Annotated in this window: 12 protein-coding genes and 1 pseudogene; 10 read left to right on the top strand and 3 right to left on the bottom strand. The window is 26.8% G+C overall.

Annotation, left to right across the window (positions count from 1 at the left end; translation table 11 throughout):
* Positions 1-28: 28 nt before the first annotated feature.
* Both DY249_RS03910 and holA read left to right on the top strand, forming a co-directional pair.
* Positions 29-2,209, top strand: coding sequence for a DNA internalization-related competence protein ComEC/Rec2 (locus tag DY249_RS03910; RefSeq protein WP_115595249.1), 2,181 nt, complete (start codon positions 29-31; stop codon positions 2,207-2,209).
* On the top strand, positions 2,206-3,222 hold the full coding sequence (holA, locus tag DY249_RS03905; RefSeq protein ID WP_115595248.1) for a DNA polymerase III subunit delta: 1,017 nt from the start codon (positions 2,206-2,208) through the stop codon (positions 3,220-3,222). Before DY249_RS03910 ends, holA begins: the two co-directional genes overlap by 4 nt.
* Positions 3,223-3,282: 60 nt before the next feature.
* Here the strand turns inward: holA and rpsT are convergent, their stop codons facing one another.
* Positions 3,283-3,552: a 30S ribosomal protein S20 gene (gene rpsT / locus DY249_RS03900; protein WP_101540512.1), complete on the bottom strand. Its 270-nt coding sequence runs from the start codon at positions 3,550-3,552 to the stop codon at positions 3,283-3,285.
* Between the two features lie 157 nt (positions 3,553-3,709).
* Here rpsT and lepB point away from each other — a divergent pair, with 157 nt between their 5' ends.
* Together lepB and lepA are read left to right on the top strand one after the other, a co-directional pair.
* Entirely contained in the window at positions 3,710-4,354 is a 645-nt protein-coding gene (gene lepB, locus DY249_RS03895) for a signal peptidase I (RefSeq protein WP_101540513.1), read from the top strand.
* A complete protein-coding gene (gene lepA, locus DY249_RS03890) occupies positions 4,355-6,178 on the top strand; it encodes a translation elongation factor 4 (RefSeq protein ID WP_115595247.1) in 1,824 nt (607 codons plus the stop codon).
* 26 nt (positions 6,179-6,204) lie between these two features.
* On the opposite strand, the gene DY249_RS03885 is transcribed toward lepA, so the two are convergent.
* Positions 6,205-7,083 (bottom strand): zf-HC2 domain-containing protein, encoded by an 879-nt coding sequence (locus DY249_RS03885; protein ID WP_115595246.1) that lies wholly within the window; start codon positions 7,081-7,083, stop codon positions 6,205-6,207.
* On the bottom strand, positions 7,073-7,561 hold the full coding sequence (locus DY249_RS03880; RefSeq protein ID WP_115595245.1) for an RNA polymerase sigma factor: 489 nt from the start codon (positions 7,559-7,561) through the stop codon (positions 7,073-7,075). The genes DY249_RS03885 and DY249_RS03880 overlap by 11 nt, the downstream gene beginning before the upstream one ends.
* A gap of 129 nt (positions 7,562-7,690) precedes the next feature.
* Here DY249_RS03880 and DY249_RS03875 point away from each other — a divergent pair.
* The 6 genes and pseudogenes from DY249_RS03875 to grpE all read left to right on the top strand — a co-directional run bounded on the left by DY249_RS03875 (position 7,691) and on the right by grpE (position 13,903).
* A pseudogene (locus tag DY249_RS03875) lies at positions 7,691-8,643 on the top strand (3-hydroxyacyl-CoA dehydrogenase).
* Positions 8,644-9,118: 475 nt separating this feature from the next.
* A complete protein-coding gene (locus tag DY249_RS03870; protein WP_115595244.1) occupies positions 9,119-10,252 on the top strand; it encodes an AI-2E family transporter in 1,134 nt (377 codons plus the stop codon).
* A gap of 77 nt (positions 10,253-10,329) precedes the next feature.
* Complete coding sequence (locus DY249_RS03865) at positions 10,330-11,061, top strand: hypothetical protein (RefSeq protein ID WP_115595243.1); 732 nt, start codon at positions 10,330-10,332, stop codon at positions 11,059-11,061.
* A 43-nt stretch (positions 11,062-11,104) separates the two neighbouring features.
* Positions 11,105-12,229 (top strand): radical SAM family heme chaperone HemW, encoded by a 1,125-nt coding sequence (gene hemW / locus DY249_RS03860; RefSeq protein WP_115595242.1) that lies wholly within the window; start codon positions 11,105-11,107, stop codon positions 12,227-12,229.
* Positions 12,230-12,301: 72 nt separating this feature from the next.
* A complete protein-coding gene (hrcA, locus tag DY249_RS03855) occupies positions 12,302-13,315 on the top strand; it encodes a heat-inducible transcriptional repressor HrcA (RefSeq protein WP_115595241.1) in 1,014 nt (337 codons plus the stop codon).
* 12 nt (positions 13,316-13,327) lie between these two features.
* Entirely contained in the window at positions 13,328-13,903 is a 576-nt protein-coding gene (grpE, locus tag DY249_RS03850; protein WP_115595240.1) for a nucleotide exchange factor GrpE, read from the top strand.
* Positions 13,904-13,908: the final 5 nt, after the last annotated feature.

Below are 13,908 nucleotides of genomic sequence, written 5' to 3'. Positions count from 1 at the left end.
TATGATATAATATACCCGAGGTTTGGCTATGAGAAAGAATATTTTTATCGCTTTAATAGGAATTTTAGCAGGAATAGGATTATTTATTAATTTTGAAACGATAAATCTTTTACTAATAATGCTTATTGGATTTGTTTCTGCGCTTATTTTTACCTTAATAGATAAAAAGTTATCAATATTTGCCCTAACTTTTGTTTTAGGTTTTTTTCTTAGTTCACAAAATTTAGATAGTTATAAGCTTAGAAATTATGAGGAAAGTAAGTTAGAGATAACTATAATTGAAAAAAGAAAAGTAAATGATGACTATAGGTACTTTGTTAAAGCTAGAGGGAAAGGAATTGACGAAAAATCTTTAATATTTACTGATGAAAATTTTGAAATAGGTGATAAATTCTTAATAGATGGGCAGATTTCTTTAGCAAATAAAAATACTAATCCCAATTTGTTTAATTATAGAAATTACTTACTTTCTAAAAGTATTGCTTCTAATATAAAAATCAATAAGATTTATAAAAAATCTCACGATTCCTCAATTATATTAAAACTTAGAAATGAATTTTACACTTATATACATAATATTTTTGAAATCCACTTGGATAAACAAGCATCTGATTTAGTAGTTTCAGTTATTTTGGGAGAAAACTTAATTGAAAATGATGATATAAAAGATTTGGGACTTACTCATATATTAGCTGTTTCTGGTTTGCATATAGATTTGCTTGTAACTTTTATTTTATATTGCTTTAAAAAACTAAATATTAATTATAAGTACGGCTATATTTTTGCTTTGCTAATAGCCTTATTATATGGATCTTTAATATCCTTTCCGTTTTCTGTAATTAGAGTTTTAATAATTTATCTTATAGGATTTTTGGCATTTTTATATCAATTCCCAGAGGATAAAATAAAATCGCTAATGATTGCAGCATTTTTAATTTTAATTATAAATCCTTTTGCTATATTAAACGTAGGATTTGTATTATCTTTTATAGCAACTAGTGGGATTTACTTGCTATATCCAAAATTAAAAAAATATCTAAATAATTGTTTGATAAGTGAAAGTATAGGATTTATAACTTGTATACAAGCTAGTATTTTGCCATTTGTAGCTTATTATTATGGAAAAATAAATATTTTAAGCATTTTAGCAAATTTTTTAATACTACCTATTTTTAGTATATGCATGTATATTATTTTTGTCATAGTCTTATTTTATCCGCTTATTCATTTTATAATGTTACCGATGTTTACCTTGTTAAATTATCTGATAAATTCAATTTTAAATTTAACTTTTATGTTAAATAGTATAAAGTTTTTAAATATTGACTTTATTCATCAAAGTATATTGGTTTCTATATACTTATATTTTCTAGTTTTAGTAAGTGTTTATATAAAAAAATCTAACAAGAAACTTATAAAAGAATTTTATACTATAAATTTACTAGCTATAGTATTAAGTTTAGGATATGATAGGTTAAATACAGAAATAAGCTATTCTATGATAGATATTGGCCAGGGGGACGCGTTTTTAATAAATGATAGGGGAGATTATTATTTAATTGATGTTGGTGGTCCGAAATATGATAATTATGATAGTGGAGAAAAAATTCTTATTCCATATTTAAAATCAATTGGAGTTAAAAATATTAAAGCTGTCTTTATCTCTCATGAAGATAGTGATCACAGTGGAAATATTGAAATATTAAATAATAATTTTAATATAGAAAATGTAGTTACTAGCAAAAATAATATAAATACTTTAAGAAAATATAATCCTAAAATAATAGAAGAAGATGATAAAATAAGATTAAAAGATGGATATATAAAATGTATATTCGAGGGAGTAGCTGGAGAAGAAAATGCAGAATCCTTAGGGTTATTAGTAAATATAAAAGGAGCTAGCATATTAACTATGGGAGATTTACCTAAAGAATATGAAAATCTTATCGATCAAAAAGCAGATATTCTAAAAGTTTCCCACCATGGTTCAAAAACATCTACATCAAAGCAGTTCGTAGAAAATGTAAACCCAAAAGTTGCATTAATATCAGCTGGTCGAAATAATAGATATGGTCATCCAACAGCGGAAGTAATAGAAAATCTAAATGGTGTAAAAATTTATAATACTCAAAATGATGGTATGGTTAAGATTTATTTTGATAAAGATGTGAGAATAGAGAGATATTTGAAAGGAAGATTTTTTAAATGAATTTTAAAGAATTTATGAACTTATTAATAGATGATAAATTGAAAGGAGTTTATTTATTTGATTCTAAAGAAGAGTTTTTAAATGATACTATAATTGAAGAAGTTAGAAATAAAGTAAATATTCCTGATTTTAATCTAGTAGAAATAAAAGGAAATACTAACATAGAGACTATAAAAAATTCTTACGAAACATATCCAGTGATGGATGAGAAAAAATATATTATCTGGAGAAATATAGATATATCAAAAAAATCTATTAAAGAATATGAAAATACTTTAAATATATTAGCCGACGATTTCAAAGAATTTCCAGAATTTGCCCTACTTTTAATATTTTCAGATAATCCACCCTTTAAAGGAAAATTTTATAAATCTGTTGCAAAAAACGGTAAAATAGTTGAAATAAACAGATTGAATCAAAAAGAGTTAGAATCTTTTATAGGAAAAAGATTTGTGAGAAATGGTAAAAAAATCCAAAAGTTTTTGGTAAGAGAAATTGTAAGTAGGTTTTCTTATTTAAGTAAAGATAGTGAAATTGACCTATATGAAATAGTAAATGTAGTTGATAAAATAATTGCAAGTTCTAGTAACGAAATTGTTAATTCTCAAGATGTTTTTGACCATTTGGATGAAGTTTTAAATATTAATATTTTTAATCTTACTGATTCTATGAGTAGTAAAAATCCAAAAGATACTGTAGAAACTTTTTTAAAAATGACTAGGGCAAATGAAGATATATTTATGATATATCATATGGTTATTAGACAAATTAGAAATCTAATAGGAGTCAAAAGTCTTTATATAAATGGTTATAATGATAGTTTTATGATGAAAAGTCTTGGAATAGGATCTTATGAATTAAAAAAATTAAAATCTTTTAGTAGAAATTTTTCATTAACTGAATTGTTTGATATTCATAGCAGGATATTTGATATGGAATATAGGCAAAAATCAGTAGATTTTGATATGGAATTAGAATTATTGCTTTTACTTAGAAAAATTTCTGCAAAATAAAATGAGCAATTATCAGTAGACATATGTGTGGATCCATTACTGATTATTGCTCATTTTTTATTAAGCATTTTGTGCTTCATTGATTGCTTTTTGTAATTTAGAAGTTGTTTTCGCTACTTTATTTTTGTGGATGATGTTTTTAGCTTCTGCTTGTTTCATTTTTTTATCAACATTTTTGAAAATTTCATTAGCTTCATCAACGTTTCCAGCTTCTATAGCTTTATCAAATTTTTTAATGTATGTTTTGATTTCAGATTTTTTAGCTTTATTTCTTTCAGTATTTCTTTTTGCTACATCAATTCTTTTTTGAGCTGATTTAATATTTGCCATTATTTCACCCTCTTTCTTAATTAGTCTTTTTTGCTTGACTGATACATTTTACCATATAATTTATATTCATACAAGTTTTATTTAAAAAAGTTGGTAAAAAAATTGGTGGTTTTAAACTTTTATATTATAATATAATAATGAATGAGAGGATTAATAAATGAATAGTGAAAATAAAAATGAAAAAGTAGTAATAGAAACAGAAACTAATAAGGGACCAACTATTACAAAAAAACAAAAACCACCTAAAAACGAAAAAGAAGAAGATGGAGTTTTGGAATGGATAAAATCTATTGTAATAGCCTTAGTTATTGCCGGTGTTATTAAATGGTTATTTTTTGATGCCACAAAGGTATCAGGAAATTCAATGCTTAACACTTTGCATAATGGAGATATGCTTTTTATGAATAAAATAGGCAAGCATTTCCATGATTATGAAAGAGGAGATATAGTAATATTGAAAGCCCCAGATGCATATAATAAATTGTATGTAAAGAGAGTAGTTGGTGTGCCTGGTGATACAATCACCTTAAAAGATGAAAAAGTTTATTTAAATGGCGAAGAATTGGACGAACCATATACTTCTGTTGATTATACCCTACAAACAAGTGATACTTATGAATGGTATCTTTTAGATAATCAATATTTTGTAATGGGTGATAATAGAGCAGAAGGCGCAAGTAATGACTCAAGAAACTATGGTCCAGTTGAAAAAGATGAAATAGTTGGACATGCATTTTTCAGATTTTACCCATTTAGTGATATGGGAAATATAGATAATAATCCATATGGAGAAAGTAATTAGATGACACAAAGAAAAGACAATATAAGAAATTTTTCTATAATTGCCCATATAGACCATGGTAAAAGCACACTCGCTGATAGATTAATTGAAAAATCAGAAAATCTATCTCAAAGAGAAATGCAAAATCAAATGCTTGATGATATGGAATTAGAGCGTGAACGTGGCATAACTATTAAACTTAAGTCTATAAAAATACATTATAAGGCCAAAGATGGCAATATTTATGATTTAAACTTAATAGATACTCCAGGACACGTAGACTTTAACTACGAGGTGTCAAGATCTCTTAAAGCTTGTGAAGGAGCTATTTTAGTAGTAGATTCAAGCCAAGGTGTAGAAGCACAAACCCTTGCAAATACATATCTAGCTCTTGATCAAGATTTGGAAATCTTACCAGTCCTTAATAAAATCGATCTGCCATCATCAAGAGTGGATGAAGTAAAAAAGGAAATTGAAAATCAAATAGGTCTAGATACTGATGGGATACCTCTGGTATCTGCAAAAACTGGTCTTAATATAGAAGATGTCTTAGAAGATATAGTGGCAAATATCCCAGCACCTGAAGATCATGATGATAAACCACTAAAAGCACTTATTTTTGACTCATATTATGATGCTTATAGAGGTGTAATTTGCTATGTACGAGTTTTCGAAGGAGTTGTAAAACCAGGTGATACTATAGAAATGATGAATACTGGTAAAACTTATGAAGTAAATACTGTAGGTTATACCATGAAAAATCGTATAGAAACAAAAGATTTGCGTTCTGGAGATGTTGGATTCATAGAGGCAAGTATTAAAGAAGTAAAAGATGCTAGAGTAGGTGATACAATTACCAATGCAGCTAATCCAACCGATCTAGCACTATCTGGATACAAGGAAGTTTTACCTATGGTTTATTCTGGTATATATCCAGCAGAGGGAGAAAGTTTTGATAAATTAAGAGATGCTTTAGAAAAACTTCAAGTAAATGATGCGTCATTAGTTTTTGAACAAGAAAATTCTCAGGCTCTTGGAGTAGGTTTACGTGCTGGATTTTTAGGTCTTCTTCATATGGACATTATTACTCAAAGACTAGAGCGTGAATATGATTTAAATATTATAGCAACAGCTCCTTCAGTTATTTACAAATTAAAATTAAAAGGTCAAGAAGAAAAGACTGAAATTCAAAATCCAAATGATTTCCCAGATCCAACTATTATTGAATATATTGAAGAGCCAATGACAATATCAGAAATCATAAGTCCAAGTGATTATATTGGTCAAATAATGGGTCTTGCTCAAAATCGACGTGGGGAATTGGTTGATATGAATTATATTGATGAAACAAGAGTTTCTATTAAATATAAAATACCACTTAATGAAGTTATATATAACTTTTTTGATAGTCTAAAATCAAGGACACGTGGATATGCTTCACTAGATTATGAAGTAATAGGTTATAAACCATCAGATCTTGTTAAACTTGAAATTCTAATAAATGATGAAGTTGTAGATGCTCTTTCAATAATAGTTCATAGAGATAGTGCCTATGCTAGAGGACGAGGAATAGTGGAAAAATTAAAAGATGAAATACCACGTCAACAATTTGCGATACCTATTCAAGCAGCAATTGGTGGTAAGGTAATTGCAAGAGAAACTGTAAAAGCACTTAGAAAAGATGTAATTGCTAAGTGTTATGGTGGTGATATTTCAAGAAAGAAAAAACTTCTTGAAAAGCAAAAAGAAGGCAAAAAGCGTATGCGTCAGTTAGGAAGCGTAGAGGTGCCACAAGATGCTTTCCTTGCTGTATTAAAATATGATGATGAAAATAATGATAAATAAACTACTAAAGCGGCTAAAAGCCGCTTTTATATTTCTAACTTATGATTTGATTTTTGCTTAAGATATAGAGTTATTGAATATATAAATAGGTATATAGCAAGGGCAGTTAATATAATAAATATGAAATCTCTAACAAGATAGTTACTAGATAAATTTTTGCCCTTTACAAAAAATGTAGAAGCTAGGTATGAAAAAGGAATAGATATTATTCTAATTTTATTGTATACATTTAATTTTTTAAAGAATGTTAATATAAGTATAATAGAAATTCCTAGAATTATTAAAGCTAACTTAGCATATATACCTAGTATTAATCTAGGGAGAGCTACTGTACCACCACTTTCAAAAACTCTACTTGGATCATATAAGATTTTATTAGTATTTTCTCCATTATTTGTATAAGCGATAATATCAACATCATCTTTAGGTATTTTTAGCCCAACGTATCTATTATTTGATTTTTTGTCTATTTTTGTGGTGTAACCATCTACATAATAGATGTTATATCCGTCATAGGTATCCATGTCAGTATCTACACGAGTGACTTCATCACTAAATTCTATATTTACATTTTCATTATCTGATTTTATATTTATCAAATTATCCTTATAATCAATCGGTATTGTCTTGCTGACATATGATATTATTATTAAAAAAATACTCACTAACAAGGATATGATCATAATGACTAGATTTTTCTTATCATTTTTTATTGTATTATTTAAAAAAGATAAAGATTCATTTTCATTTTTTATTTCCACATCAGTATCATTAGTTAACAAGTTATAATAATTTCTACAAGAACTGCAAGTTTTTAAATGTTCTTTTACAAGTTTCTTTGATTCTTCACTTAACATGTTTTCCTTATATAATGGGATTAAATCACGTATTACCTTACATTCCATAATCTTCCTCCATAATAATTTTAAGTTTTTCTTTTGCCCTATAAAAGTTTACGCATGCCCAATTAGGAGATTTGTTATATATTATTGCTATTTCTTTAAAATTTAAGCCAGCTAGCCTAAGCTTAGTAATTTCCTTATGTGGTTCGTTTAATTTTTCAATTGAAGTTTTTAGATTTTGCTTTTCTTCATTAGCTATCAATTCATTTTCAAATGATTCGATATCTTTATCAAAATCTTCAATATCAGCCGTTGAAATATAAATTTTATTGCGTTTGTAATAGTTTATATAGGTATTTTTAGCAATAGTAAAAAGATATGATTTAAGATTTGAAATATTTTCAAACTTATCTGGGTTATTAATAACTTTTAAAAAAGTTTCACTGGTTATATCTTGGGCAATCTCCTTATTTTTTATAAAGGAGAGCATAAATTTATATATGTCATCAAAATATATATGATAAATCTTTTCTATATCCATTTTGCCCTCCTTACTTATATAACAATTTACTCAGTAAAATATTACACCATTTAATATATTTCATATAATGCTTGCTTTATTTTTATAGTTTTGGGTATATTTTTAGATAGAGGTATAAAGGAGAATTTTATGAAAATTAAAAATGTAACAATAGCAGGTGGAGGAGTACTTGGTGCTCAGATAGCCTATATAACTGCTTTTCATGGATACAATGTCACTATTTGGGGAAGAAGCGAAGGATCTATTCAAAGAGTTAGACCTCGTATAGATAAATTGCATGAGATTTTTAGCAAAGAATTAGAAATAGCTCCTTCATATATTGGAGCTGAAAAACCTGATTATCCAAGAGCACTTTTTAACGATGAGACAGAAATTACTGAACAAAAAATTGATGAACTTAAAGAGATTAACGAGAATACTTACAGAGTTATAAAATATACTACAGATTTACAAGAAGCTTTTTCAAGCGCAGACCTAGTAATAGAAGCTATAGCGGAAATTGTGGATGAGAAAAAAGCTTTTTACGAAAAGATTACGCCTTATTTAAAAAATGATGCAATTTTAGTTACAAACTCATCAACTTTTTTACCTTCTACATTTAGAGATTATACAGGTAGACAAGAGAGATTTTTAAGTTTGCACTTTGCAAATTCAATTTGGAGACAAAACTTAGCTGAAGTAATGGGTCATGATAAAACTAGTGAAGAAGTTTTTGATATAGTGGTAGAATTTGCAAAATCTATAGGAATGTACCCAGCTATAATAAAAAAGAACAGCCTGGATATATATTAAATTCTATTTTAGTTCCATTTATCGATGCTGGATTGAGACTATATGGTGATGATATAGCTAGCCCACAGGATATAGACATGGACTGGAAAATTGGAACAGGATCTCCACGAGGACCTTTTGAAATAATAGATATAGTTGGAATTACAACAGTAATTAATATTACAAGCGCTAATCCAGAAGCCAAAGATCCAAACTCAGCTTTAGCTAAAGCAGTAGAGAAGCTAAAAGAAAGGGCAGATAAGGGACTTAAAGGAGTAGAAACTGGAGAGGGATTCTATAAGTATAATTAAAAAAATAGCTTTCCAAAATTTGGAAAGCTATTATCTATATAATTATCCATATTAAACTGATTCTATATTATTTCAATCATAATCATGGAAAAGAATCATAATAATTAGACATATATTCTTCGCTTATACTCTTTTATCTATAGCTTCCAATTTGATAACTTTTTAATAAAAATCATTAACTTTCTTTTACTATTTATTTTAAAACTAGATAGAAATTATTAAAATTTTTTATGATATAAACGCTTACTAAAAATTTACATCATTTTTATATTCAAGCTTTTACTCTAAACATATAATTTTTAAAACTTCTTCATAAAAATTTTTTGGCTTCACTAAATCTGAAATTTACACTTTAACATCAACTATCATAATGTCATTTTCATAATCCTTTATTCTTATAGAAATTTTACTTATATATTTTATTAACAATACTATCATGATATAATATTTTTAAATAAAAACTTTAGGAAATATTATGGATAACAAAAAATTATACGAAAGAATTATTTTAAGGACTGGGATAATTATTTTACTATGTTACTTTATCAAATATTGGGCTGTTAATATAATTGATGCTCTATTGCCAATTATTCTTGCTATTATTTTAGTTATGCTACTGGCTCCAACAATTAAAAAAATTGATGATCTTTTACCAATAAAAAATACAGTCATATCTTATGTTGTGGGAACTATTCTATTAATTGTAATTCTATTTTTATTATTTTGGCTTTTACAATTTATAATTAACCAAGTAAGTGGGCTGATAGGAAATATTATAGGAAATTGGGATCAGATTGTTAGTTCCACAAATCAATGGATACAATCTATTAATTCTAAAATAAATTTATTACCAACATTTGCTGCCAATACTATAAGATCAAGCCTTAATTCCTTATATCAATTTTTAGGAAATTTACAAAAAAATGTTATAAATATCACTTTCGGATTTACAACTGCTTTTATAAATACTTCAAATAATATTATATTTTTCGTAATTACTTTTATAGTAGCATTTTATATAATGCTTGGTGATATAAATGAGGTGAGTGTAAAATATAATACAAAGTTTTCTGAAAATATAAAAAATAAATTAAAATTGGTAAAAAATATATTTAAAAATTCTACATGGAAGTATATCAAAGCTCAATTAAAACTAGCTATTTTATGCACTATACTTATGGCTGTTTGCTTAAAATTTTTAGGACAACAATATTTTATACCGATAGCATTAATTTTAGGTTTTGTAGATTTATTGCCATTAATAGGACCGGTTATAGTTTTATTACCATGGTCTATTATTGAATTATTTATTTTTTCAAATATCAATAAAGGAGTAGCACTTTTAATTATTTTGACTTTTTGGACTGGCCTCCGCCAAGTTATTGCTCCAAAAATTATAGGGACATCTGTGGATATTCATCCTATATTATCAGTAATTTCTCTATATGCTGGTCTTAGATTATTTGGAGTTAAGGGAGCTATATTTTTTCCAATTTTAATGATATTTATAGTGGGTATATACAGGTCTGGTATACTTGATAATTGGATTTACGATTATAAATTATTTTTTAATTACGTTCAAAATACCCTAGATATTAATAAAAATTAAGATAATCATTTGTGTGAACAATAATATTTAAACAGTATAATGTAGCTGATGATAATAGTTATCAGTAAGGAGAAATAATGGACAAATATCAAGTTAAAATTTTAGATATAAAAGAAGAATATAAAAATGTTTATACTTATACATTGGAAAAACCTGAAGAATTAGTTTGGGAAGAAGGTACCAGTTTTCATTTAGGATTGCCAGGATATGATGAAGGAAGTGAAATAAATAAAAAATTAATCCATCACCTAAGTATCAATACTCTAACTGATGAAGCTGAAATAAAATTTACAACTAAAGTACCTATAAGAAAATCAACGTTTAAAAAGGCCTTAGCTAAACTTAAAGTTGGGGATGAGGTTACTATTTTTAAATTTAAATCCCATATGGCACTTAAACGTGAGAATAAAGCTATAGTTTTACTTTCTCAAGGACTATCAATGTCAACAATGAGACCACTAATTAAAAAATTTGAAATAGATAGTTCAAATATACCAGAGCTTATTAGTTTGAATGTAAATAAAAAAGATAATCATCTTTATGAAAAAGATTTCGAATGCATAGATGGATCATCATTTATAAAATATTGGTTAGAATCCAGAAGCGAATATTTTAAAAAATTAGAAGCTATTTCAAAAGAAAAAGCTGATGCGTACTTTTATGTAGTTGGTAGTGAAATATTTGTTTTAGATAATTTATATATATTAAGGAAAAACGGTATTTCCGATGATCAAATGATAATTGATAAGGATATTGAAAAAAGAGATATTGTTTTTGAAACATTAAATAATTATAAAATGATAGTCTAACTAAAGATGGCAGACGCCATCTTTTTTAACTTAAGGAGTACATATGCAGAAAGTTGGATGCTATATACATATTCCATTTTGCCAAAAAAAATGTTATTACTGTGATTTTTGTGCATATATGAATGTGGAGCATAGAATAGATAATTACATAGAAAACTTAATTAGAGAAATAGAACTTTGTAAAGAAAAGTTATCATGTGAAATAGATTCGATTTATATAGGTGGTGGCACGCCTTCTTACATAGATGGCATATATATAGAAAGGATTGTTAAAGCTTTGGATTCTTTTAAGATGGATGATGTAAAAGAATTTACCATAGAATGTAATCCGAATTCTATTTCTCAAGATAAGTTATTATTATATAGAGATTTAGGAATAAACCGTATTTCGCTTGGTGTTCAGTCCTTTGATGATAAAGTTTTAAAAGCAATTGGCAGAAATCATACCGCAAATATTGCATTAAATGATATTGAACTTATAAGGAAAATGGGATTTGATAATTTAAGTTTTGATTTAATGCTAAATTTGCCACAGCAGAATTATAAGTCTGTTAAAAAAGATCTAGATTTAGTTAAAAAAATTTCTCCAGAACATATTTCTTGGTATTCACTTATATTAGAAGAAGGTTCTAGATTTTATAGCCTTGATAAAAAAGGGAAACTGGATTTGATGGATGATGATCAAGAAGTAGATATTTTTAATGAAATTGTAGAACAATTAGAAAATATAGGTTTGCACAGATATGAAATATCGAATTTTGCAAAAAAAGGTAAAGATTCTTATCATAACAAAAAATATTGGGAAGCTAATGGCTATATAGCTTTTGGTATGAGTGCATCAGGCTATCTTACAAATTATAGATATACAAATACTAAAAATTTTATTCAATATAATGATAGAATTAATGATTATAAGTTACCTATAGAAGATTATTATTATGTTGATAAGGCTGAAAGAGAAAAAGAATATATAATATTTAAATTGCGAGAAACTGAGGGCATAAATCTAGAAGAATTTAAGGAAAAATTTGCCTGTGATTTTATTGAAAAGTATAGCAAAGAAATAGAAAAATTTGAAGGACAAAACTTTTTTATAATAGATACACACTTTAAATTTAGCCAAGAAGGAATGAATTTATCTAATGAATTTTTAAGATTAATTATATAATCTTGACAGGGTGTTTTTAGCTAGTATATTATAATTAGCAGTCGATACTAAAGAGTGCTAAAGGAGATAAATTTGAATGATAGAAAGCTAAAAATATTATTCTCTATCATAGACTCTTACATTTTAGATGGTGAGCCTATTGGCTCAAAAAGCCTTGCAGATACTTACAACTTAAATGTATCTCCTGCTACAATTAGAAATGAGATGAGTTCTCTTGAAAAAATGGGACTTATTGAAAAAGCCCATTCTTCAAGTGGAAGACTTCCTTCTGATAGAGGTTACAGGATGTTTGTAGATTATATTCTTGAAAATGAAATTGAGAATATAAGTAAGGCTAAAAAAAGTGATACAATTATAAACTTACTTGATAAAAATTATCACAATGCAGAAGACATTGTTGAGACTGCAACAAAGATGCTTGCTGATCTTACGGAATTAACAGCAGTATCTATGACACTAAAAAATGAAATAAAAAAAATAGTAAATATGGAGCTTATCCAATTATCAGATAGACAATTACTTTTACTGGCAGTTTTCGATAATGGTTTAATAGTTAAAGATAGTATCTACCTTGACTATGAAATAACTAGCGATGAGCTAATATTTATTAATAATGCTCTTAAAAAGACAATGGTAGAAACTGATATCAATGAGGTTTATAATAATCTAAATTTACTTGAAACAACTTTGTTAAATGATTATAAGTCTTTAATTGAAATTATAGAAAAGAGACTTCAAAATCAATCTTTTGGAAAACTTAATAGAGAAATTCAAATAGAAGGCTTAGGAAATATTTTCAATTTTAAAGAATATGATGATTTATCTAAGACCCGCGATTTTATAAAGCTCTTAGATAGCAAAGAGAAATTAAATAGTTTTTTGGGTAACAACATATACGATACATTGGATATATCAATTGGTTATGAAAATGAGCTTGATGAACTGAAGCAAAATACTGTCATAACATCATCATTTAAAATAAATGATGATGTGGTTGGACATATTGGTGTAATCGGGCTTACTAGATTAAATTATATTGATGTAATATCCGATATTATGATGATATCTAGACTACTTAATGATTGAAAGGGTTTAAGGATGGATGAAAAAAATTTAAATGATGATAAGCTGAATAAAGAACAGTCAGAAGATAAAGAAATTTTAGAAGAAGATGAAGTCATTGATGGTGAAATAGTTGATGATGATTATGAAGCTGTCGATGAAGATGAAAATGAAATAAATAATGATAAATTAGAAGAAGACTTTAACGAGTTTAAAGATAAATATCAAAGATTATTAGCTGATTTTACTAATTATAAGCAAAGAGAAGAAGCAAGCAAAGCTGATTTTAAAAAATATGCTGTAAGTAATTTGGTAGAAAAACTTTTACCAGTTTTAGATAATTTTGATAGAGCATTAAAAGACCAAAATCCAGAAGATGGTTTGGTCAAAGGAATCTTAATGACTCGCGATGAAATGTTAAGTATTCTTAAGAATGAAGGTTTAGAAGAGATATCATCAGATGGTGAGCTTTTTGATCCGAATATTCACCAAGCAGTTTTAGCTGAAGATTCTGATGAAGTTGAAAGTGATCATATCATAGAAACATTTCAAAAAGGTTATAAATTAAACAATAGAGTAATTAGACCAGCAATGGTTAAGGTAGCAAAATAGGAGGC

This window comes from Anaerococcus octavius (assembly GCF_900445265.1).
Taxonomy (GTDB): Bacteria; Bacillota; Clostridia; order Tissierellales; family Peptoniphilaceae; genus Anaerococcus; species Anaerococcus octavius.
Note: the sequence above shows the minus strand (reverse complement) of the source record. Positions and strands in the feature narration are given on the sequence as shown.

Bases quoted from the DNA above. Each gene is read 5' to 3' on its own strand.
- DY249_RS03910 (WP_115595249.1), top strand. From the start codon at position 29: ATGAGAAAGAATATTTTTATCGCTTTAATAGGAATTTTAGCAGGAATA.
- holA (WP_115595248.1), top strand. From the start codon at position 2,206: ATGAATTTTAAAGAATTTATGAACTTATTAATAGATGATAAATTGAAA.
- rpsT (WP_101540512.1), bottom strand. From the start codon at position 3,552: ATGGCAAATATTAAATCAGCTCAAAAAAGAATTGATGTAGCAAAAAGA.
- lepB (WP_101540513.1), top strand. From the start codon at position 3,710: ATGAATAGTGAAAATAAAAATGAAAAAGTAGTAATAGAAACAGAAACT.
- lepA (WP_115595247.1), top strand. From the start codon at position 4,355: ATGACACAAAGAAAAGACAATATAAGAAATTTTTCTATAATTGCCCAT.
- DY249_RS03885 (WP_115595246.1), bottom strand. From the start codon at position 7,083: ATGGAATGTAAGGTAATACGTGATTTAATCCCATTATATAAGGAAAAC.
- DY249_RS03880 (WP_115595245.1), bottom strand. From the start codon at position 7,561: ATGGATATAGAAAAGATTTATCATATATATTTTGATGACATATATAAA.
- DY249_RS03870 (WP_115595244.1), top strand. From the start codon at position 9,119: ATGGATAACAAAAAATTATACGAAAGAATTATTTTAAGGACTGGGATA.
- DY249_RS03865 (WP_115595243.1), top strand. From the start codon at position 10,330: ATGGACAAATATCAAGTTAAAATTTTAGATATAAAAGAAGAATATAAA.
- hemW (WP_115595242.1), top strand. From the start codon at position 11,105: ATGCAGAAAGTTGGATGCTATATACATATTCCATTTTGCCAAAAAAAA.
- grpE (WP_115595240.1), top strand. From the start codon at position 13,328: ATGGATGAAAAAAATTTAAATGATGATAAGCTGAATAAAGAACAGTCA.